At 43.3% G+C, this 23,320-nt stretch carries 30 protein-coding genes; 19 read left to right on the top strand and 11 right to left on the bottom strand.

Annotation, left to right across the window (positions count from 1 at the left end):
• Positions 1-108: 108 nt before the first annotated feature.
• The 6 genes from GGQ95_RS08515 to GGQ95_RS08490 form a co-directional block, all read right to left on the bottom strand.
• Positions 109-1,260 (bottom strand): glycosyltransferase family 4 protein, encoded by a 1,152-nt coding sequence (locus GGQ95_RS08515; protein WP_066148327.1) that lies wholly within the window; start codon positions 1,258-1,260, stop codon positions 109-111.
• The gene (locus tag GGQ95_RS08510; protein ID WP_044744166.1) at positions 1,257-2,213 is read right to left on the bottom strand and encodes an NAD-dependent epimerase/dehydratase family protein; all 957 of its coding nucleotides are present in this window, start codon (positions 2,211-2,213) and stop codon (positions 1,257-1,259) included. Before GGQ95_RS08510 ends, GGQ95_RS08515 begins: the two co-directional genes overlap by 4 nt.
• Positions 2,210-3,499: a UDP-glucose dehydrogenase family protein gene (locus tag GGQ95_RS08505; protein WP_159719442.1), complete on the bottom strand. Its 1,290-nt coding sequence runs from the start codon at positions 3,497-3,499 to the stop codon at positions 2,210-2,212. Before GGQ95_RS08505 ends, GGQ95_RS08510 begins: the two co-directional genes overlap by 4 nt.
• A 518-nt stretch (positions 3,500-4,017) precedes the next feature.
• Positions 4,018-4,341 carry a hypothetical protein gene (locus tag GGQ95_RS08500; RefSeq protein ID WP_052660982.1) on the bottom strand — a complete coding sequence of 108 codons (324 nt, stop codon included), beginning with the start codon at positions 4,339-4,341 and terminating at the stop codon, positions 4,018-4,020.
• A 163-nt stretch (positions 4,342-4,504) separates the two neighbouring features.
• Positions 4,505-5,290, bottom strand: a complete 786-nt coding sequence (locus tag GGQ95_RS08495; protein ID WP_066148330.1) for an intermediate filament family protein — start codon at positions 5,288-5,290, stop codon at positions 4,505-4,507.
• Between the two features lie 318 nt (positions 5,291-5,608).
• A complete protein-coding gene (locus GGQ95_RS08490) occupies positions 5,609-6,325 on the bottom strand; it encodes a BMQ_0737 family morphogenetic spore coat protein (protein WP_044744169.1) in 717 nt (238 codons plus the stop codon).
• 202 nt (positions 6,326-6,527) lie between these two features.
• On the opposite strand from GGQ95_RS08490, the gene GGQ95_RS08485 reads away from it, so the two are divergent.
• The 11 genes from GGQ95_RS08485 to GGQ95_RS08435 all read left to right on the top strand — a co-directional run bounded on the left by GGQ95_RS08485 (position 6,528) and on the right by GGQ95_RS08435 (position 11,800).
• Positions 6,528-6,980 carry a GAS domain-containing protein gene (locus GGQ95_RS08485; protein WP_066148332.1) on the top strand — a complete coding sequence of 151 codons (453 nt, stop codon included), beginning with the start codon at positions 6,528-6,530 and terminating at the stop codon, positions 6,978-6,980.
• Positions 6,981-7,290: 310 nt separating this feature from the next.
• Positions 7,291-7,509: a hypothetical protein gene (locus GGQ95_RS08480; protein ID WP_183186605.1), complete on the top strand. Its 219-nt coding sequence runs from the start codon at positions 7,291-7,293 to the stop codon at positions 7,507-7,509.
• A 31-nt stretch (positions 7,510-7,540) separates the two neighbouring features.
• On the top strand, positions 7,541-7,744 hold the full coding sequence (locus tag GGQ95_RS08475) for a phage holin family protein (RefSeq protein ID WP_044744171.1): 204 nt from the start codon (positions 7,541-7,543) through the stop codon (positions 7,742-7,744).
• Between the two features lie 120 nt (positions 7,745-7,864).
• Positions 7,865-8,068: a DUF1657 domain-containing protein gene (locus GGQ95_RS08470; protein ID WP_044744172.1), complete on the top strand. Its 204-nt coding sequence runs from the start codon at positions 7,865-7,867 to the stop codon at positions 8,066-8,068.
• A gap of 120 nt (positions 8,069-8,188) precedes the next feature.
• Positions 8,189-8,659 carry a YhcN/YlaJ family sporulation lipoprotein gene (locus GGQ95_RS08465; protein ID WP_183186604.1) on the top strand — a complete coding sequence of 157 codons (471 nt, stop codon included), beginning with the start codon at positions 8,189-8,191 and terminating at the stop codon, positions 8,657-8,659.
• 18 nt (positions 8,660-8,677) lie between these two features.
• Positions 8,678-9,160, top strand: a complete 483-nt coding sequence (spoVAC, locus tag GGQ95_RS08460; RefSeq protein WP_066148336.1) for a stage V sporulation protein AC — start codon at positions 8,678-8,680, stop codon at positions 9,158-9,160.
• On the top strand, positions 9,157-10,173 hold the full coding sequence (gene spoVAD / locus GGQ95_RS08455; RefSeq protein WP_066148338.1) for a stage V sporulation protein AD: 1,017 nt from the start codon (positions 9,157-9,159) through the stop codon (positions 10,171-10,173). Before spoVAC ends, spoVAD begins: the two co-directional genes overlap by 4 nt.
• Entirely contained in the window at positions 10,170-10,526 is a 357-nt protein-coding gene (gene spoVAE / locus GGQ95_RS08450; protein WP_044744175.1) for a stage V sporulation protein AE, read from the top strand. Before spoVAD ends, spoVAE begins: the two co-directional genes overlap by 4 nt.
• Before the next feature lie 11 nt (positions 10,527-10,537).
• The gene (locus GGQ95_RS08445) at positions 10,538-10,744 is read left to right on the top strand and encodes a DUF1657 domain-containing protein (protein WP_044744176.1); all 207 of its coding nucleotides are present in this window, start codon (positions 10,538-10,540) and stop codon (positions 10,742-10,744) included.
• A 12-nt stretch (positions 10,745-10,756) separates the two neighbouring features.
• Positions 10,757-11,617, top strand: coding sequence for a DUF421 domain-containing protein (locus GGQ95_RS08440; RefSeq protein ID WP_066148340.1), 861 nt, complete (start codon positions 10,757-10,759; stop codon positions 11,615-11,617).
• 15 nt (positions 11,618-11,632) lie between these two features.
• On the top strand, positions 11,633-11,800 hold the full coding sequence (locus tag GGQ95_RS08435) for a hypothetical protein (RefSeq protein WP_172798647.1): 168 nt from the start codon (positions 11,633-11,635) through the stop codon (positions 11,798-11,800).
• 152 nt (positions 11,801-11,952) lie between these two features.
• Here the strand turns inward: GGQ95_RS08435 and GGQ95_RS08430 are convergent, their stop codons facing one another.
• Positions 11,953-12,297 carry a thioredoxin family protein gene (locus GGQ95_RS08430; RefSeq protein ID WP_304440073.1) on the bottom strand — a complete coding sequence of 115 codons (345 nt, stop codon included), beginning with the start codon at positions 12,295-12,297 and terminating at the stop codon, positions 11,953-11,955.
• Between the two features lie 408 nt (positions 12,298-12,705).
• Here GGQ95_RS08430 and GGQ95_RS08425 point away from each other — a divergent pair, with 408 nt between their 5' ends.
• The 3 genes from GGQ95_RS08425 to spoVIF all read left to right on the top strand — a co-directional run bounded on the left by GGQ95_RS08425 (position 12,706) and on the right by spoVIF (position 13,525).
• Positions 12,706-12,945, top strand: a complete 240-nt coding sequence (locus GGQ95_RS08425; RefSeq protein ID WP_044744179.1) for a hypothetical protein — start codon at positions 12,706-12,708, stop codon at positions 12,943-12,945.
• A 67-nt stretch (positions 12,946-13,012) separates the two neighbouring features.
• The gene (locus GGQ95_RS08420) at positions 13,013-13,150 is read left to right on the top strand and encodes a YjcZ family sporulation protein (protein WP_080860649.1); all 138 of its coding nucleotides are present in this window, start codon (positions 13,013-13,015) and stop codon (positions 13,148-13,150) included.
• Between the two features lie 114 nt (positions 13,151-13,264).
• Positions 13,265-13,525: a sporulation-specific transcription regulator SpoVIF gene (spoVIF, locus tag GGQ95_RS08415; protein WP_044744180.1), complete on the top strand. Its 261-nt coding sequence runs from the start codon at positions 13,265-13,267 to the stop codon at positions 13,523-13,525.
• A gap of 14 nt (positions 13,526-13,539) precedes the next feature.
• Here the strand turns inward: spoVIF and GGQ95_RS08410 are convergent, their stop codons facing one another.
• Complete coding sequence (locus GGQ95_RS08410; protein WP_183186603.1) at positions 13,540-15,747, bottom strand: UvrD-helicase domain-containing protein; 2,208 nt, start codon at positions 15,745-15,747, stop codon at positions 13,540-13,542.
• A 120-nt stretch (positions 15,748-15,867) separates the two neighbouring features.
• Between GGQ95_RS08410 and GGQ95_RS08405 the strand changes: the two genes are divergently transcribed.
• Positions 15,868-16,110 carry a hypothetical protein gene (locus GGQ95_RS08405; RefSeq protein WP_080860654.1) on the top strand — a complete coding sequence of 81 codons (243 nt, stop codon included), beginning with the start codon at positions 15,868-15,870 and terminating at the stop codon, positions 16,108-16,110.
• Between the two features lie 14 nt (positions 16,111-16,124).
• Entirely contained in the window at positions 16,125-17,036 is a 912-nt protein-coding gene (locus GGQ95_RS08400) for an MBL fold metallo-hydrolase (RefSeq protein WP_183186602.1), read from the top strand.
• A gap of 208 nt (positions 17,037-17,244) precedes the next feature.
• Here the strand turns inward: GGQ95_RS08400 and GGQ95_RS08395 are convergent, their stop codons facing one another.
• The 3 genes from GGQ95_RS08395 to GGQ95_RS08385 all read right to left on the bottom strand — a co-directional run bounded on the left by GGQ95_RS08395 (position 17,245) and on the right by GGQ95_RS08385 (position 18,999).
• On the bottom strand, positions 17,245-17,676 hold the full coding sequence (locus GGQ95_RS08395; protein ID WP_044744184.1) for a GNAT family N-acetyltransferase: 432 nt from the start codon (positions 17,674-17,676) through the stop codon (positions 17,245-17,247).
• Between the two features lies 1 nt (position 17,677).
• Positions 17,678-18,196, bottom strand: a complete 519-nt coding sequence (locus GGQ95_RS08390) for a YjcG family protein (protein ID WP_044744185.1) — start codon at positions 18,194-18,196, stop codon at positions 17,678-17,680.
• A 74-nt stretch (positions 18,197-18,270) separates the two neighbouring features.
• Positions 18,271-18,999 (bottom strand): GTNG_0744 family esterase, encoded by a 729-nt coding sequence (locus tag GGQ95_RS08385; RefSeq protein ID WP_044744186.1) that lies wholly within the window; start codon positions 18,997-18,999, stop codon positions 18,271-18,273.
• A gap of 341 nt (positions 19,000-19,340) precedes the next feature.
• On the opposite strand from GGQ95_RS08385, the gene GGQ95_RS08380 reads away from it, so the two are divergent.
• The 3 genes from GGQ95_RS08380 (at position 19,341) to GGQ95_RS08370 (ending at position 23,277) form a co-directional block, all read left to right on the top strand.
• Complete coding sequence (locus GGQ95_RS08380) at positions 19,341-20,702, top strand: sigma-54 interaction domain-containing protein (protein ID WP_312856945.1); 1,362 nt, start codon at positions 19,341-19,343, stop codon at positions 20,700-20,702.
• A gap of 461 nt (positions 20,703-21,163) precedes the next feature.
• Entirely contained in the window at positions 21,164-22,483 is a 1,320-nt protein-coding gene (locus GGQ95_RS08375) for a GntP family permease (protein ID WP_044744189.1), read from the top strand.
• Positions 22,484-22,500: 17 nt separating this feature from the next.
• On the top strand, positions 22,501-23,277 hold the full coding sequence (locus GGQ95_RS08370; protein WP_183186601.1) for a 3-hydroxybutyrate dehydrogenase: 777 nt from the start codon (positions 22,501-22,503) through the stop codon (positions 23,275-23,277).
• The last annotated feature ends 43 nt before the right edge of the window (positions 23,278-23,320 follow it).

Raw genomic sequence — 23,320 nt, 5'->3', positions numbered from 1 at the left:
AGGGGCATCCTTTCTTGATGATTTCATGAGGCAAGACGAATCTTTCCTATTTACACTCTGTTAAGAGGCGGGTGGCTTTTTGATGGATTATTAAAAGAGAAGCATTCGCTAATGAAGGCAATGGTTTGTAAACGCTTCTTCATATATCGCCGCAAAGCGCTGGGCGACATGCCGAAATTGAAACTGTCTTTCCACCTCCTCCCTGCCGATGCGCGCCATTTCTTGTGCTTTTTCCGGATGAGTGAACATATAATCAATCGCTTTTGAAAAAGCAGTGGCGTCGTGATAATGATTGATGACAAATCCGTTTTCCAGATGACGGATAATTTCCGGATTTCCGCCGCGATTGGTGGTAATAATCGGGATTCCTGCTGCCATTGCTTCATAATGGACACGCGCAAGCGGTTCATGCCATTGTGAGCTGCAAACAAATACATCACCGATTAAAAACATGCGAGGAATTTGCTCAGAGGGAATATAGTTTGTAAATATAATATGGTTTTTAAGCGGAGCAGATAAGCGATGAAGCATGCTTACGTAATCATCCCAAGTGTTTTCGCTAAACCATTTTCCGCCGACAATGACCAATCGTGCATCCGGATGACGCAAAAGGAGATCAGGCATACATTGAATAAGCAAGTGCGGCCCTTTTGTTTTGCTTAACCTTCCGATGAACACGATTACCTTTTGATCATCAATGCCGAATGTTTGGCGAAGCTGGCGGCGAATGCGCTCGCCTTCCTCTGTCCAGATAGGGACATATTTTTCTAAATCGACCCCTGAATAAGCAACACGAATTTTTTGCTCCGGGACATGATATCTCCTAATCACCGTTTGTTTGATATATTCGCTAACTGCGGTAATGAGTGTGCTGCTCTGCAAAGCTTGCTCCGCTTTTTCTTTACATAGTTTGAGTGGAGAAAACATATCGTTATGAAGGCTGAGAACAAATGAGCTTTGTTTGGCGGCTTCTTTATATTTGGCTATATGGGCTGGACGATTAAATACATGAATCACATCAAATGAATGTTTCGCTAGTTCGGCGGCCACATCATGCTCATATGTTTCTTTTGGAAAACGAATATACTCGATTCCATTTCTACATTCTCTTACAGGTAAAAGCGGATCGGTAATGGAAAAAATCGTAAGCTTGTTTGTTTGTGATATAAACGGAGCGATTCCGTCGATCATAAGCTGAATCGCTCCCCCTTTTATGGCAGGGGAAGGCAGCTTTTCTGTACAAATGTAAGCGATATTCATGGCAGGTCCACCTGATAGATGGAACGAATATACTCGATTTCACGTCTTAATCCTTCTTTTAGCGTTATTTTTGGGGAATAATGCAAATCTTGTTCTGCCATTGAAAGATCGGCCCAAGTATGTTTGGGTTCGCCAAGCGCTGAAGGGAAGTAATGTCTGTCGGCCTTTATTCCTGTCAATTCTTCAAGCAAATCAATGACTTCATTAATGGATGCTTTTTCTTTTCCCCCGATATTAAATGTTTTGCCAATGATATGGCGTTTGCCCAAGACTGAAATGGTTCCTGCTATACAATCAGAAATGTAAGTAAAATCACGCGATTGCATTCCATCGCCGAAAATCGTGATCGGTTGCTTCGTTAACAATTGTTTAATAAAGCGATGAAATGACATATCAGGACGCTGCCTTGGACCATAAACAGTAAAGTAGCGTAAAACAACGGTCGGAATTCCGAATGAGGTGTGATATACGCGACATAAATGCTCTCCTGTTAATTTTGTAATACCATAGGGAGAAAGAGGGGCCGTCTCTGCTGTTTCTGAGAGCTTTCCGGTTTTTTCTCCATATACCGAGGAGGTGGAAGCATAAATAAATTGCTTGATAGGCGAATTTTTACATGCTTCCAGCAGCCGTTGAGTCGAAGAAATATTATGAAGAATGTATGCTTCAAACTCCTTTCCCCAGCTTGTGCGAACACCTGGCATCCCTGCTAAATGATAAATGATGTCTACATCTTTTAAGAGAGCCTCTAAATCAATCATGAAAAGGTCTTGGGCAAGCATCGTAAACCTTGGATGCGAACAAAGCGAGTCCATGTTAAAGGATTTTAGATGGATGGGAGTAGGGCCGATAAAGCCATCAATGCCTATGACAATGTTTTGCTCGTCTTCTAATAATTTTTCGCATAAATGAGAGCCGATAAAGCCTGCCGCTCCCGTGACCACGATTTTCATCCACAACCAACTCCTATATATTGTAGTCCCCATTGTTCAATGTCTTGACGTCTGAGGCAATTTCTTGCGTCAAGCACAATGGGGCCGTTCATTCGCGCTTTTATTTCTCGCCAATTTAATTGCCGAAACTCTTGCCAATCAGTGGCGATGATTAAGATATCTGCGCCTTCAACTGCTTCTTGGAGGGTATCGGTTTGCGTTACGTTTGGCTGATGGCTGCTATCTAGCTTCGCTTTCGGATCATAGGCACGGACGATGCAGCCGGCTTCGCTAAGCTTTCGAATAAGGTGTTCTGCAGGAGAGTGGCGAGTATCGTCGGTATTGGGCTTAAAAGCGATTCCTAGAACCGCAATGGTTTGATCAGATAAATGGTTGACTGCTTGTTGCAGCTTTTGAATGTAAAGATCCACTTGAGAATCATTAATTAGCTGAACCGCTTGTAAAAGATGAGGGGTAATCTTTTGGGAATGAGCAACTTGCTCGAGTGATTTTACATCTTTCGGAAAACATGATCCGCCGTACCCAAGTCCTGCTTGCAAAAAATGGGGGCCAATCCGCGGATCATATCCAATGCCTTTGGCGACATCGTGTATATTCGCGCCGACGGCGTCACAGATGCGTGCCATTTCATTTATGAAAGAAATTTTTGTCGCCAAAAAGGCATTAGAAGCGTATTTAATCATTTCTGCCCCTGTGAGGCTTGTAATCACATATGGACAAGAGATCCCGGCATATAAGCTTTTCATAATCGGGAGCGATCGCTGGTCATCCGGACGGAGTCCAATGACAATTTTGTCCGCGTGCAGCATATCGAAGATGGCTGAGCCTTCCCTTAAAAATTCAGGATTTGCAACAATAGAAAATAAATGGTTCGGCACTCCTTTCTCTAATAATTGGATATAGAGCTGTTCGGTTGTTCCAGGAGGCACCGTGCTTTTAATAATAATCGTTTTATAGGAGTCGATATGGAGCGCTAAATGGTCAATGGCTGATTGGATGTAGGTTAAGTCCGTCCGTCCGTCTGTTAAAGAAGGAGTACCGACACAAATGATAACTATAGAAGCGTGTTTGATGCCTAGATCAAGGCCGTTTGTAAAAGTGAGACGGTCGCGATTTTTCTCTATTATTTCTTTTAGATTGGGTTCATAAATCGGAATATATCCGCGGTTTAGCTGCTCGATTTTGTCATGGTTTTGATCGACACAGTATACTTGGTGGCCGAGTTCAGCTAAAACCGCCGCTGTTGTTAATCCGACGTATCCAGTTCCGACAATGCATACATTCATTAGAAACACCCCTTTTTTTAACAAATGAATCTGTTTGGAGCCACAATCGAGAAATTGATGTTTGGTTAGTGGGATGAGGGCAAGTCATCGACTTGTTATTTCGTCATGCACGTATGTGATGGAGGCGAATTGTATTCTTATTGCTGATGGTCAAAAACATCAATCACTTTCTTTTTCGATAGTTGCTGTATCTTTGCGTTAGTATGAGGCCGTTTTTTAATAACGTTTGATCAAGCATATATAAAACCGTCATCGCTTGTGCTTGAGCGTTTCCTTGATGACGAGGCCTTGCTTTTGCTGAGTGAATATGTGCCAATGAAAGCGTAAGCTGGTTGTGACGGGTGATGATTGAATTAGAAAATCACGGATTCAAGTGCGAATGGGCAGGATGAGCACTATTTGTGATAGTGTATGTGAGGACATTCTTTATCGGAAATATGGCAAAAGCCTATTTTATAAGAAAAATTGCCATTATAACAGCAAATAAAAAACCAGGTTTACCACCTGGCTGCATACAATTATTCGTCTTCTTTGTCCGCGAAATGACTCTTATTTTCCGAAACAGGAAAATCAAGAGAAAGGATGTCGCTGCTTTTAACACATATAATCTGGCCGCCGTCCTTATAAAATGGATCGATTAATAAGGAAACTTCTTCCGTCTGTTCGTTAAATGACTGGAAGAGGGCGTTATAATAGGTTTGGCCGGCAGTATGAACGTTAAGCTCTGTTCCTGGCGGCAAGCCGACTAATTGCTGCTTTGCTTCATTGGCGACTGGTGAGACTGCGTGGCTTTTCTTTGTTTTTTTCTTTAATAGCTGCGGATGAATGAATACCCGATACATGCTCTGTCACTCCCTTGTGGACGATAGTAAAAATAGCTAGTGACATTATATGACTGAAAGGGAAAAACGGTTTAGACCAACGCCTAATGCGGCTTGCTCTGATATTCGAGATGAAAAGAGAACTTAAATAAAAAGCCCCTCTGTTGATGGAAAACAGAGGGGATCATAGGTTAATAATAATATGATTTAATGACGCCAGCCCGCGCGGTATTTCATTGCAGTAAACGAAGCCGTTTACGACAACGGAGCGGATATCTTCTATTTGGTTAATTCTCATTTCGAAGTGGGAAAAGCGCAGTTCTTCATTTGGCATCAGCTTTTTCATATGGGTCGGCTTCAGCCAGTATTCTCCCTCTTTGATTTTCTCTTTCCAATCCTCGTAGGCAAATGTCCATTCCAACATGGTTTCATTCGCTGCGTCAGAAGCATGAGAGTCAGCCGGAAGAGGCTTCGTTGCGATTTTACCGCTAAGTTCACCTGCTCTTTTTGGGGAAGAGCGGATGCAAACAATCAAATTACTTAGTGGTTCATTTCCAATATTTTGAATAACAAAATCGCCAATGACAATGATTTCTTCTTCGCTTGTTTCAGGAAGAAGGAGCGAGTAGGCAAAAAAGGCTTGGGCTTTCGTCACCGCAGGAACCGTTTTTTCTTCATGTTCGGTATACTTCAATTGCTTTAGATGCTGAATTTGCCGTTCAGCCTCTTCAAGGGCTACCTCGTACGATAACATTTGCTGTTCGAGCTGAGCGATCTTTTTTTCGTAAGGCTCAATATGCGTCGTTTCAGTCAAATGAAGCTTGTCGAGCAAATATTCATTGCGGAGTTTTTCTTTTTGCAGCTCTGTTTCGAGCGCTTTTAACTGAGTTTCATATTTAGCAATTTCTGAACGGTAATGGATAATTTTTTGCTGCAATTGAATTTGGTGGTTCGGGGGGTTTTGTCCCATGATCTCCACCCTCCTTAACAGGCTGAATACGTCAAACGAGTCCTTGGTTCGACAGGCATTTCGAATCCGTCATAATGGATTCATTTGTACTCTTGATATATATATATGAAAAAAGAAAATGAATACGACTGTATAAGTTGTAATAGAATGCCACAAGGATGTTTCCAAGGCTGGCTTACTTAAAGTCTTATAAAAATCAAAAGGGGAAGCTTCACCTTATATGATCGTGGATCCAAACATTCTCCCTGTTTTTCCTGCTGTGAATCTGCAAATAAAAAAGGCTGTTGTATGGAGCAACAGCCTAACTCGCAAAGAGATTTAATGACTTGGGAATACTTCAGGACATTGAGGCGGGAAGTTATCAGTAGGGCAAAGTGTTGCTTCCAAAATTTCTTCACGTGGTCTGCAAAAACGACCTTCTACCTCAATTTTCACATCCGCTTCAATTTGCACTTCTAAGCACAATGTGATGGAAACATCTAATTGTGAAAAGTTGTTTGTGCAGATCAAGCTGGCATCGCATTCGAAGAAGGAAATATGGCAGTCAAGCGATGTTCCTTCAGGAGCGCATAAAATAAAGGTTTGGGCAGTAGCAAACGGAATAGGGGCTGATTCGCCGACAATATGTCCGTTCGCATTTAAAATTTGTACAACAACGTGCCCTTTCACAAGCACTTTCACTTTTTGCAATGTGACTTGATCCCCAGATGGCAGAGTAACATTGACAGGCTGCCGGCCATTGGATTGGATGATTTCTTGGCAGATAAGCGCATCGTTATCCACTACAGGATCGATTCGGTTTCCATCCTCGTCGGATAAGAAGCAGCGGATCATGAAATCTTGAGCGTTCAAATCATTGGAAGCCAAGAAATCACAAATGTTTTTATGATGTCGCGGGCAGCGATCTTCTGGAAAGACGGCTTCTAATTCATCATCGTTAAAGCTTCTTAGCGGTACATCGACCTGGCGAGTAACCCAGTCATACACTTTGCGAGTTTTAATACATACTTTTTCTTTATGATGAGAGTGACTCATAACTCTTTCCTCCTATTTAAAGTTTTCTCCGCTGTAATGAATGAAATAAATCGTAGCGGAGGTTACGACTACTGTATACTATGAAAAAGCTGGGTAAATGTGCCGTGATAAAAGCGGAAATTTCATTTTTTTGGTCTAAAAGGAAAACGGGTTGAATTTGTATGTATTAGAATCACATGATTTTTTAAGGAGGAGAATAGCGGTGAACTCAAAACCACAAGAGGATGTTATGGTATTGAAGCAAAAAATGGCGGATTTGCAGTCCAAACTGGCGCAATATGAAGCGCAGCGAAACGATTCTAACGCGCTCAAGCTGGAAAATAAACGACTCACAGAGGAACTGGAAAGGGCAGAAGCTAAAGTAAGAGAGTTAACAAAGCAAATAGAAGAAGTGGTGGCTGAAAATATCATTTTAAAAGAGCTTGCTTGGCAAAGTGAAAAACGGTACGAAGAGTTAACGAAACTTAAGCAAGAAAAAGAAGAGCTGGAACGGCGTTTAGCACAATCCAAAATCCATTTTCCAACAGAGGAAGGAGAGAATTGGTTTTTCCACACGCTGCGACAACAAAATGCGATTATCAAAAGAAAGGAAAAAAATGATTCTCCTCCATCTTCAGCTCCTTTTTCCTTTAGTGAAGGAACGGAAGAAAAATAAAGTTTGCCTGGTACCAACGCTCTGCTGCCTTCATAGAATAGTAACAACCCAACACTTGGAGGTCATAGAGCGATGAAAGGGAAAAAGCCGATTGTTATCAATGGGTCGAAATCCTATTCGATCCACTCATCATCTAAAGGAAAAAAATCTGGTGGATGCGGATGTGGAAAGACGATTAGAAAAAAATGAACGAAGCTGCAAGGATTATCGGAAAGATCATCCTTTTTTATGAAAAACGCCTATACCATAAGCGTGACAGTTGCATAGTCTAACAATGCAAAAAGCTTAAATTACAAGGGAGGAAGCGAAGATGTCCGAAAATAAAAAGCCTCGTGTCATCCACGTTGATAAATTAATTATCCACGCTGATGATGTCATTATTTCTCCAAAGGGCCGCATCCACGATCCGTGGTTCTCGCCGCCGCGCCATTTAGAGAGTGGCGAGATGGAAGCGGAGGAAACGCATAAAGACCATCATTCAGAAGAGAATGATGGCGACGAAAACAGAAGACCTTTTTCATGGTTTTAATTGAATAAGTGAAAATGGAGCTGAGGAGAAAATGGAACGATTTAAAAACTATGGGCTTTGGGTAGCGCTTGGCTCGTTTATTTTACTGGCGTTGCAAACATTCGGAGTGGATCTTGATTTAGGAAAATACGAACAGCTGTATGAAACGTTGCTAGGAATTTTGGTTGTAGCCGGAATCATCAATAATCCGTCAATTGGGCGTGGTTATTTGGACAAAACCGATAAAAAAGAATGAACAACATTCTGCCTCTATAGTAAAGAGGCAGTTTTTTATTTCAGAAAAAAATGGAAGTTATATTTTTGTTACAAAAACCCATTCTAACAGTGTAATCAAAATTTTTAGGAGGTTGTGCACGTGACAGTAGCATCTCAAGTAAAGCAAACGCTTGCCGGATTAAAATCAGCTCAAGCAAGCTTCGAAACATTTGCACTTCAAACCGAGAATAAAGCGGCAAAACAGCTTTATCAGCAAGCAGCTCAACAAACGCAAGCCATTGTTGATTTAGTGAACGCCCGTGTTCAAGAGATCCAAAAAGAAGAGCCGCAATATAATCAATAAAGCTGTGGCAGGCGTTTTTTGTTTCCGCAACAAAGGTTAGCACGCCTGCAAGGATTAAAAGGTTGGTTAAGCACCAACCTTTTTTCAAACGAAATACATAGATGAATGGGTTGATGAAGAATGATGAAAAAGGTGACATTATTACTGGTTTGTAGCCTCTTTATCGTTGGTTGCGCAAGAGAGCCAGAAGTGAAGGACCAATCGCTCCAAGGAAAAAATATGATTCGATTAAATACGGATGGAACAGCGCATTCGGCAACGATGGACCAGTCTGCCGCTCAACAAGCGGTGAACGATATCAAGCAAAAACAAGCGATTCGCGATGCAGTGGCCGTCAATACGAAAAATAAACTGTTCCTTGCTTATCAAGTCAAACACATGGAGCGTTTTCATAAAAAACAAATCGAAAAAGAGGTGCAGAAGCAGCTGAAAGAACGATTTCCACAGCATCAAGTCGTAATCTCCAGCGATTTAAAGCTGTTTTGGAAGACGAACGAGCTGAAAAAGCAGCTGCAAAAAACGCGAATGGGAGAACGCAAGCTGAATGAAGAAATCGAAAAACTGAAGAAACTGAGCGAAGAGACCGCATAATCCAAAGGGGTGAACGAGATGGCAGATGAGAAACGGAAAAATTTAACGGCGGTACAGCAGGATTATCAAGCATTTGCAAAAGAACGGGAAACGAAGCGTCCAGTGTTGAAAAATTGTATTCGCGCTTTTTTCGTAGGCGGGTTGATTTGTGTAATCGGCCAGGCCGTTTCTTATTTTTATATGTATTTTTTTGATTTTACTGAACAAACAGCCGGCAATCCGACCGTGGCAACGATGGTTTTTTTGTCGATGATTTTAACTGGATTTGGTATTTATGACCGAATCGCTCAATTTGCTGGAGCTGGAACAGCCGTACCGGTAACGGGATTTGGAAATGCCGTCATTTCCGCAGCGATTGAACATCGGACAGAAGGATTTGTTTTAGGAGTCGGCTCCAACATGTTTAAGCTGGCGGGTTCTGTCATTTTATTTGGCACCTTTGCTGCTTTTGTCATTGCCTTAATTAAAACGATTGCCGTGAAATGGGGTGGGCTCGGATGATGAAAGGACATCGCACCTGGATATTTGAGAACAAGCCTGCCATTGTTGCCGCAGCGGCAGTCGGAGGGCCATTTGAAGCAAACGGACGCATTGCCGATGATTTTGATTTGCTGCATGAAGACCTTTGGCTCGGGGAAGAATCATACGAGAAGGCTCATAAAGTGCTGCTGGAAGAAGCCTTTTTTAAAGCTATGGAAAAAGGCAACATTACAAAAGAACATATACAATTTATCATTGCCGGTGATCTCATTAACCAAATGACACCGTCCAACTTTGCGGCCAAAACAATCGGCGCCCCTTATATTGGCGTGTTTGGAGCCTGTTCTACTTCAATGGAAGGGCTTGCGCTTGGAGCCTTTATTGTGAATCATGGCGGAGCGCAATATGTTTTAACGGGCGCGTCAAGCCATAATACAGCAGTAGAAAAGCAATTTCGCTACCCTACTGAATACGGCGGACAAAAACCGCCGACGGCTCAATGGACGGTAACAGGGGCCGGGGCAGCGCTAATCAGCAGCAGCGGAGCAGGACCCCGTATCGTTGCTGCGACAATGGGCCGCGTGGTGGATATGGGATTAACGGATCCGTTTAACATGGGAGGAGCGATGGCGCCCGCTGCCGTTGATACGATTGAAGCGCATCTGCGCGATATGCAAATGGACAGCTCGGATTACGACTTAATTGTAACTGGAGACTTAGGAAAAATTGGACGGCAAGTGTCGCTCGATTTATTGCGGGAGCATGGATTGAATCTTGATGAAGAAAAATACCAAGATTGCGGCTTGCTGATTTATCGTGAAGGTCAGCCCGTATTATCGGGAGCGAGCGGTGCGGGGTGCTCGGCAGCTGTTGTATATGGACATTTGCTCAATCGCATGAAGCGAGGAGAATTGAAAAGAATCCTCGTCGTAGCAACAGGAGCCTTATTATCGCCGTTATCGTTTCAGCAAGGTGAAACGATTCCATGTATCGCGCATGCAGTCGCGATTGAATATGGAGGGGATGAAGAATGATGGGAATGTTTTTTTGGGCGTTTGTTGTTGGTGGGATCATTTGTGTGATTGGTCAAATTATGATGGATGTGTTTAAGCTGACCCCAGCTCATACATTAAGCATTCTTGTAGTCGCTGGTGCGGTTTTGGATGGCTTTGGCTTATATGAGCCATTAATTGATTTTGCCGGAGCTGGCGCCACCATTCCGATTACAAGCTTTGGGAATGCTCTCGTTCATGGAGCGCTTCAAGAAGGGGAACAGCACGGCATTATTGGTGTATTAACGGGCATGTTTGAGGTCACAAGCGCAGGAATTTCAGCCGCGATCGTCTTTGGATTTATTGGTGCGTTATTGTTTCGCCCAAAAGGATAAGGAGGAAAGCTATGACTGTTGCTTCACAAGTTAAGCAAAGCTTGGCCAGCCTAAAAAGTATTCGCGCTTCTTTTCAGCAATTCGCTCTTTCTTCAAGGGATGAACAGGCGCAGCGAACATTTCATGAGGCGATGATGAAAACAGAGGAAATCATTGCTGATTTAAAGCAGCGCATTAGCCAATTAGAGCGAGAAGAACCACAATATCATGGAAAGTAAGGAGCATGATCAATGCCAATATGGTTAGAAGCATCGATACGATCCGCTTCCATTTTGATCGGATTGTTTATCATTACAAGAATGTTAGGAAAAAAACAATTATCGAAGCTGTCTTTTTTTGAATATATTGTCGGGATTACGGTCGGCGATATTGCGGCAGCTATGTCGGTCGACCTCAGTATTAATCTAAGGGAAGGAATCCCCAGCATTTTAATATGGTCTTTAGTTCCTGTTGCCGTCTCGTATATTTCATTGAAAAATAAAAAATTCCGCGATTTTGTCGAAGGGAATTCAACGGTTTTCATTAAAAACGGAAAAGTATTAGAAGATAACTTGAAAAAGGAAAAATACACGATTGATGAATTGATGGAGCAGCTGCGAAAAAAAGACGTATTTCGCTTGGCGGACGTCGAATTTGCCGTATTAGAACCGAATGGAGATTTAAACGTTTTATTGAAAAGGGAAAAACAGCCTCTAGCGGTTGGCGATGTCTTTCCAAATGCTCCAAACGAAAAAGAGCCGCAGACGGTGATTATGGATGGAAAAATTCTAGACGAACCGCTCTCAACTGCCGGATTAAATCGCAGATGGCTCCAAATGGAGTTAGAGAAGCAAGGGGTAACGTTGGAAAATGTTTTTATTGCCCAAGTGGATTCATACGGCCAGCTAACCGTCGATTTATATGATGATAAAATTCAAATACCGGAAGCGTCAGAAAAGCAACTGCTACTGGCGGCTCTGAAAAAGGTCGAGGCAGATTTTGAGATCTTTGCTTTAGAGACAAAAGCAGAGGAAGCGAAGGCGATGTATCAGAAAAATGCGGAAAAAATTCGTAATCTGTTGGCAAAAGTAGAGCCGTTATTAAAAAATTAAAAGGGAGTGGCCTGAATGAAGAAAAAAGTGACAACAACAGATGAGGATATAAAAATATCGTTAAAGAAAAAAGAGACGGAACAGCCCGCTTATACGACCGATGAAGAAATCGACATTAAATGGACATACAACGACGAGCATGTGACGCCTCATCCAAAGGAGTATGAAGAGATTGACTACTAGGATCTTGTAAAAAGGGTGCCCGATTTAGCAAAACCTCGGGACACCCTTTTTAAGTAGATTGAAACGCTATTTTTTGGCGATGTAGTTGCATAATGCGTGCGGTCTCGGAAAGAGCGAGGGAAAACGAATGAATTCCACTGGCTTATTCCACTTTATTTAGAGAAAACGGATCGTAAAAATTCTTTTACTTCCTCAGGCGTTTTAGCATTAGCGCTGTGAAGATGAGCCGTTTTTTCGCCTTTTTGAAACACAAGCAAGCTAGGAATGCCCATTACCTGGTATTTTTCAGCAAGCTCTGGCACATGATCACGATTGATTTGAAACCAATCGTATTGTGAATATTCATTGACAATATCAGCGATGAACATATCCATGCGCACACAATCAGGACACCATGTTGTATAAAATTTGACAATAACCGGCTGTTCCCCGGAAATGACCTCTTGGAATTGATCAATGGTTTGCAACTCTTTCAACCGAAATTCCTCCTTATTCACATGTTGAATTCATCCGCTTCTACTTTATCATATTTCGTTTGTAAAAAAGAATCGATATGCCTTATCACAAGTGTTGATAATATAACAGATGTGTTGATGATCCAATAAAAACCCATTGACATTGCTTGACCCTATTGGAGTCCATATAGCCTATTATGATGATAGGCAGGTTTATAAATATGGAGAGGTATCCACACTACTTATGCGTCATGCTCAACAAACAGAAAATTGAACCTATTATCATTTCAAAAGAAGAATCCCCGTTTTTCCCACAACCGAAGGCAAGTCAGTGCTTCTTTCCGCCCTCAAAACATCCTTACTTTTATGCCAATTTTTTAATCTTCCGAATTTATCGCGCACATTGTTTGGCTTTTTGCATAAATAATCTGATAGAAAGGCGGTGAAGGGATGAGCGAAAAATTTGAAAAAGCATTGCGGGATATCGCCAAATCTAAGCATGAAGGACATGACCAATTTATTAAACGATTTGAAAAGTGGGGACAGGAATTTGAACAAAAAATAAAGGAAATTGAAAAAATGAACGGCCAATTTTTAAAAGATATTGAAGGAAATATCGGCTATATCAATAGCTGGTTTGGGAAAAAAGGAAAACAAATGGAGAGAATTTTCCGGAATTTTAAATCATAAGCGCCCATACCGTTTTCGTCATTCCTGCATACGATAGAACTACCAACATGCAAGGAGGTGCAACGCAATGTTTGGATATTGTGGATACGGTGGTTATGGTGGTTATGGCTACGGCGGCGGCGGTTATGGTTACGGTTCTACATTCGTGTTAATCGTCGTGTTGTTTATTTTGTTAATTATCGTGGGTGCGGCGTTTGTAGGTTAATGAACCGAAGGTACGGGCTGGTTGAGAAAAGAGCAGCTCGTACTTTTTCTTTGAATGGATGCACTTCTTATTCGTTTTTTCATACGATGTAATAGTAAAAGGGAGGATGGAAAGATGGATAACCAATTTTTTAAAAACGTTGAAAAGAAAACAGGCGTGAATATGAAAGATATATTTGAACTGGCTAATTCATTACAAAATGCAAACTTTAAAGATGAGCAAACAGTGCGCGGGGTTGTAAAGCGAGTAGCGCAAATCGCTAATCGAAAAGTGCCGAAAGAATTAGAAGACCAAATTGTGAAGATGATCACCAAAAACGGTAAACAACTAGATTTTAATACCATTGCGAATATGCTGAACAACAACAAAAAGTAACGAGGAGGGAGTCTCTATACGGGAGCTCCCTCGGTCGTTTGCCGAACCAATTCTTTTAAAAAGCGTGATGGCTGAGCGGTTTTCATTCGTCTATGTGCTGGAACAGATAGATGAAGTGAACGTTTCGCTCTTGTAATCGCAACGTATAGGAGACGTCGCTCTTCTTCTAAGGGAAGCGGGTCTCCATTGCGATTTGCTTCCATGGCATAGTCATGTGGAATACTTCCTTCCACTGCTCCCAACACGTATACATACGGATATTCCAATCCTTTGGCCCGATGAATCGTCGAGAGCTGAATGGCGTTTGGGGCTGTCTTTTGCTTGGGCAGCTGTCTGGCAGCTTCCATCATCGTGTCCACATGTTTGAGAAACGCGGGAACGGTTTTAAACTTTTTGGCTACTACCTTTACATCCCGAATATCATCGCTCCCCTTTTCAATCACATTGCCTTCATTTCCTCGTTTTTTAAGAAACTCTGAAAATCCCATTTCCGTCTCAATCATCTCAATCGCCTCAATTGGCTTCAACTTCGCTAAGCTTTTGAAGAAAGGAAAAATGTTTTTTAATTTTTTTCTTTGAAATGGATAAATCGACGATAAGCTTGTTAAAGCCTTCAAAAGCGAACAATCTTCAAGAATGCTTACGGCCTTTATTTCTTGAAGAAGCGACTGCTTTAAAAAGAGAGACACAAGCAGATCGTTGATGGCTTCTTCATGATTGGGATCCAGACTAAGCCGCAAATAAGCAAGTAAATAACGAACAAAGCGGCGTTGATAAAAAGATTCGCCGTCCTGCTCCACAACAAAAGGAAGTCCGGCCTGCACGAGACGTTCAAAAATCGCACGCGATGTGGTATGAGTACGATAGAGGATGGCAAAATCGCTAGGTTTAGCTCCGTGCTGAAGCCGTTCTTTAATATCCTCCACTACCATTGTCGCCTCTTCTTCTTCATCATACGGAAAAAAGAAAAGCACGGGTTCATCATCGGCAAATTGCGCCCTCATTTGTTTGCTGCGTCGGAAGCGATTTCGCGAAATGACAGTGTTGGCGACTTCTACGATATGATGGGACGAACGATAATTTTCAGTAAGGGCAACGACTTTCGCTTCAGGATAGTGACGATCAAATTCTAAAATGAACGAGGGATCAGAACCGCGAAATGAATAAATCGCTTGGTCATCGTCGCCGACGGCGCAAAGATTTCTCGTATGAGCACATAGCATATTGATAATGTCGTATTGCACGCGGTTAATGTCTTGAAATTCATCGATTAAGAAGTAGCGAAACCGATCCTGGTAGCGCGCAAGCAAAGAAGGCTGCTCCGTTAGCATTTCGTAGCACCCTAACAGCATATCATCGAAGTCGAATAATCCTCGTTCCCGCTTCATCTCCTCGTAGCGTTTATACAAATAAAGAACTCGCTCTTCCCATTGGCCGCTGCTTCGAACACGTTCCACAGTGGCAAGCGTGTTTTTCCAATAAGAGATTTGTTGTAACGCTTGGTCATAGGCAAATTCGCGTTCATCTAAATCAAGCTCGCGTCCCGCTTCTTTTATCATTTGTTCCTTCTGCCATTCCCATTTTAGCAGACGGCTCGAATGCCAGCGCTGTGGATGGAAATGGACAAGCATGCGGTAAAAAATGCTGTGAAATGTGCCAGCTACAAGCCGGGATAAGATTGCTTGATTCATATTTTGATATGTAAGAAGCCGCGCTTTCATTTCATTTGCTGCTTTTGCCGTAAATGTTACAAGCATGATCGCAGAAGGAGGGATGTTTCGTTCCTCGATCATATAAGCTGTTCGTGCTGTTAATACACGTGTTTTTCCGCTCCCGGCTCCCGCTAATACAAGCAGCGGTCCTTCAATTGTTTGCACCGCTTGCAGCTGGGCGGCGTCTAAAGGAAGTGATGCAATGGCCGGCGCCTGCTGCTTGCTTGGGATTGGTTGGGTTTTCAAAAAAGGTGACGCAGCCTGATAAGCGAGCGGTTTTCGCCATTCTGGATGTTCGAATGGTTTGATTGAAGAGGAAGGGGAGCAAACGTGTCTCTCCTCATGGTAAAAATGTGGCTGTTGTTGAATGCCTAAATATAGTTGAACTGGATCGCCGCATATCGTACAGGTAATCTGTCCGCGCAAGGCGGCCTCATATAACGCTTCATATTTTTCTCTGGGCAGTGACGCAAGCCGCAGCGTTTTTCCTTTATAAACTGCTTTATCCATTATCGAAAGCTCCTTTTTGTCTTTTGCGAACGTCAATGTTTATCTTAACAAAACATAAGATGAGAAAAAAAGGATTTGTTTGTGAAGGAGCGAATTTAAATTAAAAAGGAGGAATCCAATATGTATACAGTGGGATTTCCATATGACGCCTTTTTTTATTATGCGAATCGACCTGGACGAACGCATTCGGGGGTGCCGGCGGCATTTCCGATTACAGCATGTAGCCGAATAGCGGAGCAAAACAACGCGGCTACTTATCAGCGTTCCCGATCTAGGCGTCCCGACAAAGAAAAACAAACAGCCGCTGCTCGGTTTGAAGCAGAGCTGACAGGTAAAGGACAACGGTTGAATCAATCCATTTAAGCTGGAGGAGTTTCATGAAGCTGATTCGTATTAACCATCATTGCTATTATTTTCAAGGAGCTGTGAACATTGGCTATGTTTGCGATGGAGAGGTAGGAATTTTGATTGATGCGGGGCTTGATCAAGGAGCGATGAGAAAGGTATTGAATCAATTGGATCAGGAACGTCTGCCGCTTACTCACCTTCTTATCACTCATGCTCACGCGGATCATTACGGAGGAGCAGCGTATTTGCAAAACAAGCGAAACATTTATACGATGGCTCCTGTTTTAGAAGAAGCGATTTTGCGCAATCCAGTGCTTGAACCGATCTATTTGTTTCAAGGAAATTGGCCGACGCTGGATATGCGAAATAAGTTTTTGGAAGGAGAAGCGATCCGGATTGATGAGGTAGTAAGCGAAGGAGTATGGGACATTCAAGGCATCCAAATCAACAGCATCGCTTTGCCAGGACATAGCTATTATCAGCTGGGCTATCAGATTCACGATGTGCTGTATGCGGGCGATGCCTTTTTTGGACGAGAAACATTACAAAAGCATAAAATCCCTTATCTTGTGGATGCCGATCAAACGCTGCAAACCCTTAAATGTTTGCTTGAATGGCCTGTAAAGCGCGCCGTTCCTGGGCATGGGGCCTATGAAGAAGATGCTGAGGAGCTAATTCGCCAGAATATCGCTTGGCATCAGCGCGTACTCGAAAGCATGGAGGATGTGATCAAAAACGCGCCAGACGGATTGAGCCATGAACAATTGGTTCGCGAAATGTGTACGCGCTGGGAGATCGAGACAAGCCGCCTTTCTTCATGGGTGCTATATCGCACCGCTATAACCGGCTACTTGTTAAAGCTGGTCAAGGATGAAAAAGCTGTGCTTTCCATTCAGCGGCATGCATTGTGGATTGCGCCTTATGAAAAAAGGACCGCATGATGATTACGGTCCCAATGGTTGTAGACAACGTCCATGTTGACGTTGTCTACAACCATTTTTATATCCTTTATTGATGGTGATGGTTTCACATCGGACTCGCTTGAAAATGATTGGCAGACAAGGAGCGTAGACGAGCAAAGACGAGAAGCGAATGAAAGCGTTCATAAGCGGACTGACGCAGTTTGAAGGACCGTATGATCATACGGTCCTAGAGTGTTTTTATCATCGTCACATGCGGAATGCCTGCATCCATAAATACGCCGGAAACGGTTTCATAGCCGAGCTTTTGATAAAAAGGTTCAGCGTGTGTTTGCGCATTCAATTTCGCCTGCCGTAAACCGCTTTCTCTGGCAAATTTCTCGATGCGCTCCATAATCAGGCGACCGGCTCCTTTGTTGCGATAATGGGGCAAAATGCAAATGCGCTCCATTTTGCCGATGCCATCCCCGATCATGCGGAGCCTTCCCGCTCCCACCGGCTGGTTTTGTGCGTAAAGAACGAAATGCACGGAGTCTTCTTCAAAAAAATCGATTTCCTCTTCTTCAGGAACGCCCTGCTCCTCAATAAATACTTTTCTCCGCACAAAAAGAGCGTCGCTGTACAGCTCTTGATCGTCTTTTCTGCCGAATGCCACTTCCATGCTATTCTCGGTCCTTTCCAAGCAGGAAGGTTTCATACACAGTCCAAGCGCCATCCTCCAGCTGATAAAGCAAATGGAAGCGATCGGCTGTTTCTTCAAAATGCACCGTTTGCATTTTAAGCCGCCCAAATACATCAAAATACTCAGCGTCCGATAAATTGCGGCCAATCGTAATATGCGGGACAAACGTATAATCAGATTGGTCTGTAAGAACACCGCTGTGCAATTTTTTATAAAGCTCCTGAAGCGTCTCGTTTGGCTCCACTTTTAAATAAATGACGTTGTTCACCGGATAAAACGAGCTGAATTTTGTAATTTTTAACGGAATTACATCGGTTTCCGCAGCAATTTGGCGAAGCGTTTTAATAATCGTTTGCGCTTGAATGTCGTCCGCTTCGAATACGTTTTTCAGCGTGATATGCGGCGGAATGAGTGCGTAATGGCTATCATAGCGTTTTCGGTATGAATTCGCAAAATCCTGTATCTGTTTTGATGGAAAAAGAGCAATCCCGTATTTCAACTCAATCCCTCCCTATATTGCGGTATTATTTAATTATAACAAAATTTTGAAAAATATTATAGTGTAACATTGCGCTAAAGAGAGAGAATATGTTCAAGCGCTTTCGGAAGATCAGGCTGCCAATACGTCCACGCATGATCGCCTGCAAATTCCTCGTATTGATAAGAAAAACCCTTTCGGACAAAAAGATCATGTGCCTGCCGATTCGGTGTCACAAAATCTTCAATGTTGCCGTTTGTCGTTTTTACCGCTGTTTCCTCGCTGCCGATGGAGTGATAGACATGAAGCAGATGCGGATCAGAAAAATGCTCCATTTTCTTGATGATCGCTTCATTGATGTACGGTGATTGCATCGCGATTTTTCCAAACGTATGCGGATATGTAAGACCAGCTAGCAGCGAAACGGTTCCACCTAAGGAATCGCCGATTAAGGCGCGGCCCATTCCCATTTGATAGGTAGGAAACTCTTGATCTAAATAAGGCACAAGCTCCGTCGTTAAAAATTTCAGATAAGCGGCATGCTGTTTGCCGTTTGGATGATATTTTTCGTAGCGGTCATGGACATCTTTATATGGAATGCCGACGACGATCGTACGGTCAATTTTTTGTTCCTCCATCAGTTTCTCAATCACGCGCCCGACTTTTCCAAACATGAAATAATCTTTTCCATCTTGGGCGATTAAAAGAGAATATTTATAAAGTGGAGAAAAGGTGCTTGGCACATAAATCAACAGTTTTACTTCCTCATCGAGTTCCCGGCTGTAAATCGTTTGTTCATTGACTACTCCTTTTTGTATCATCATTGCTTGCATCCTCCATCATAAAATAAAGGTTCATCAATATTGTAACATATTTTCGACAAAGTATGTCATGCTCAAGCATTTATATAACTGCCGCTTCACAATGGGACCGATAGGCAATTCAGCACTCAAATGGTCTGAAAGCGGCGTTGCTCCGGCTTTTGTCCCCCAAAAAATGCGCTCGAACAACAGGATACTGACAGCTCCATCGATTATGTGGATCGCTTACCTGCTCATTTGAGTGTGAATACGTCAAGTGAGAGCGATCGAGAAGGTGTTTGGCTGTCTTTGTCAAACTTATGATTACAAAAGCGGTTTTATGGGGACGGAAGGGGGAGCGACAGGTGGAGAATGTTATTTTTCAGCATCAAATTTTAGAGGCGGTCATTAATAACGCTTATGAATGGATTGTTGTGGTAGATGAGAAAGGGAACATTATTTATATGAATAAAAATTATTGTGAATTTTTGGAGAGGAAACAAGAAGAGGTAATCGGAAAGCATGTGACAGAGGTCATTGAAAATACGCGAATGCATATTGTAGTCAAGACAGGGAAAGAAGAGATCGCTGATTTGCACTACATTAAGGGAAATTATATGATTGCGAACCGCATTCCCATCGTGGTGGACGGAAGGGTTATTGGCGCGGTGGGTACGGTCATTTTTCGAGATACAAATGAATGGAAGCGAATGAATAGCCATATTAAAAGTTTATTGTTGCAGCTGCAAACCTATTTTCAAGAATGGACGGAAAACAATGGAGCGAAATATACACTGACGCATTTAATATCGTGTTCAAAGCAAATGGAAGAATTAAAGGAAAAAGTCAAACGAATTGCTGATAGCGATATTTCTGTGCTCATCCGCGGGGAAAGCGGCACCGGCAAAGAATTGTTCGCTCACAGCATCCATCAGCTCAGCAGCAGAAGCCAAAAACCGTTTGTTAAAGTCAATTGCGGCGCCATTCCCGAGCATTTATTGGAATCCGAGTTATTTGGTTATGAGGAAGGAGCCTTCACAGGCGCCAAAAAGGGCGGAAAGAAAGGCAAATTTCAGCTCGCTGACGGCGGCACCATTTTTCTTGACGAAATTGGCGATTTGCCATTGCATATGCAAGTCAAGCTGCTGCGTGTGCTGCAGGAAAAAGAAATGGAGCCGATCGGCTCGACAAAGACGGTATCTGTCGATGTCCGAATCATTGCCGCTACCAATCGCCCATTAGAAAAAATGGTAGAGGAAAAACGATTTCGCGAAGATCTTTATTATCGAATTAATGTGATTCCATTTGTGATTCCGCCCCTGCGCGAACGGCCAGGGGATATCGAAATGCTCGCTTATCATTTTATGAAAAAAATCGCCAAGCGATCAGGGAAAAGAGTGAATGCAGTCAGCGCAGAGGTCATGAAGCTGCTGCGACAGCATGTGTGGCCGGGGAATATTCGTGAATTAGAAAATGTCATGGAGGTGGCGGTTCATTTTGCCAATGGCGAAACGATTACAGTGGATGCCCTTCCGGAATATTTGAAAGCGAATTCATCTTATCAAATGAAAGGAAAAACACTAAAAGAACTGCTGGAGGAAACAGAAAAAGCAGCGATTCAACAAAGCCTGCAGCGCTGCGGCCGTGATAAACAAAAAGCCGCGAAAGAACTGGGCATCAGCAAATCAGCCATGTATGAAAAAATCAAAAAATACGGTTTATCATAATGTAAAGATTCCGCTTTTTCGGAAATCATTCCGGGAAAGCGGAATCTTTTCGTCATATTGGGATGTATATCTTGTCCTTTTTAAGTAAGGTGCTGTTTAACTGCAAGCGCCATCGGCTCAAGTCGCTCCGTCCCGCACTGCGGCGGCCATAGCCTCCTCGGCGGGCGCTTTGCGCTTTTCTAATTGCCGTGATTCAAATGCTGATGAAAGAGCTTCCAGAGGAACGGAATGGAAAGGACAGGAGGACAATCAAACGGTTTTCGTTTCATTCCTTTTTATTGGCATATTTTTTGCAATAAAAAACAAGTGAATCACTCTAAAAAGGAGGGGAGAAAAGAAGGCGAGGTCAATTGGTGCCGAAATGTCGATGAGGAAACGCATCGCTTTTACCTTTTTCTGCGTGAAACTGTAAGTCGTTGACCGCTGTTGTGTTGGAGACAAATATAGGGGGTGCTGAGGAAATGTGGAGTATGATCGGTCTCATTGGGGGATTGGCTTTATTAATTTATTTGACCATGAGAGGGATGAATTTATTTATTGCCGCGCCGTTATGCGCCCTTTTGGTGGCGGTGCTGGGCGGATTGGCCCTTTTCCCGCAGCAGGTTGGCGAGGGGGAGGCCAGCTTTGTCGGAAATTATATGGCGGGATTTTCTAGTTTTATTCAATCGTGGTATTTAATGTTTTTACTTGGCGCCATTTTTGGAAAAGTCATGGAGGATAGCGGAGCGGCAGAAAGTGTAGCACAATGGATTGTCGCAAAGCTTGGCATGAAGCGAACGGTTTTGGCGGTTGTAATTGCCTGCGCCGTACTGACATACGGCGGTGTCAGCCTATTTGTCGTAGCGTTTTCCGTTTATCCGATGGCTGTCAGTTTATTTAAACAAGCGAATTTGCCGCGGCGTTTTATTCCGGGGGCATTAGCGTTTGGGTCCGTGACGTTTTCGATGACATCAGCTGGTTCGCCGGAAATTCAAAACTGGATTCCCATTGAGTATTTAAAAACATCGCCGTATGCAGGTTGGGAAGTTAGCATCATTGTCTCCATTTTCATGGCGATTTTCGGGTATTGGTGGTTAAAGCGCATGGTGATGAAAGCGGTTGCAAAAGGAGAGAAATTTGTAGCAAGAGAGGGAGATCCACTGGACGGTACAAGGGAATTGCCGCCTCCTATTTTGGGGTTTATTCCGCTTCTTGTCGTGTTGGTAATTGCTTTTGTTTTCCATCATTCGTTGCAGCAATCGGCATTAATCGTGGCGCTTCTTGGCGGAGTCATTGCGGTATATGCTCTCAATCGCCGCTATTTCCAAAACTTTAGCGGGGCTGTTTCTGAGGGAACTTTAGGCGCATTGATCGCGCTTGGAAATACGGCGGCCGTCGTCGGTTTTGGCGGTGTGGCGAAAGCCGTTCCAGCGTTTACGGATGCCGTGCACGCGATTACCAGTATTCCAGGCAGTCCATTAATTGGCAGCGCTATTGCTGTCAGTGTCATCGCTGGCCTAACCGGCTCGTCATCAGGAGGTCAGGCTATTGCTCTTCCGTTGCTCGCTCCGCATTATTTGGATATGGGAGTCCATCCTGAAGCGCTGCATCGGGTGGTCGCGATTTCGTCAGGAGCTTTGGATTCTTTGCCGCATAATGGCTATGTCGTGACAACGATTCGAGCGATTTGCGGTGAAACGCACCGCGAGGCATATGGCGCGGTTGGGGCTTTAACGGTTATTGTACCTGCTCTTGGGACGATTCTTGCGATTATTCTTTTCTCATTAGGACTAGGGATATGAACGAGGAGGAATGAAAAATGGTAGACGATCAAGTATTGTTCATAACAGGAGCGGCGCAAGGAATCGGCTTTGAAATCGCCAAATGCTTTGCTGAGCATGGCACGAAAGTCGTTCTTAGTGATATCAATGAAAGGGCTGTCCAAAAAGCAGCCGAATCGTTATGTGCACAAGGCTGGGATGCATGGGGACTGAAGTGTGATGTAACAAAAGAAGAGGAAATCAAACAAATGTTGGCTCAAACTGTTTCTCGTTATGGCCGGATTGACATTTTAGTGAATAACGCTGGGCTGCAGCATGTGGCGCCGATTGAAGAATTTCCTTCCGAATCGTTTGAAAAACTGATTCGCGTCATGCTTATCGCGCCGTTTTTGGCGATAAAGCATATATTCCCCATCATGAAGCAGCAGCGTTATGGCCGGATTATCAATATGGCCTCGATTAACGGTTTGGTCGGCTTTGCCGGCAAAGCGGCGTATAATAGCGCGAAACATGGGGTCATTGGCCTAACCAAAGTAGCTGCTCTAGAAGGAGCCGCTCATGGTATTACAGTGAACGCTTTATGCCCGGGATATGTCGATACGCCGCTTGTACGCAACCAGCTGGCCGATTTGGCCGCAACACGCCGCGTGCCGCTTGAGCATGTATTAGAGGAAGTCATTTATCCGCTTGTGCCGCAGCAGCGCCTGCTGTCAACGAAAGAAGTGGCCGATTATGCGCTCTTTTTAGCAAGCGAAAAAGCAAAGGGAATTACCGGGCAGGCCGTTGTGATCGATGGAGGATATACCGCGCAGTAAAAAAAAGCTTGCAAATTATCAGAAAATCATGTAAATTGATAGA

Source organism: Anoxybacteroides rupiense, from assembly GCF_014196195.1.
In the GTDB taxonomy this organism is placed as follows: Bacteria; Bacillota; Bacilli; order Bacillales; family Anoxybacillaceae; genus Anoxybacteroides; species Anoxybacteroides rupiense.
Note: the sequence above shows the minus strand (reverse complement) of the source record. Positions and strands in the feature narration are given on the sequence as shown.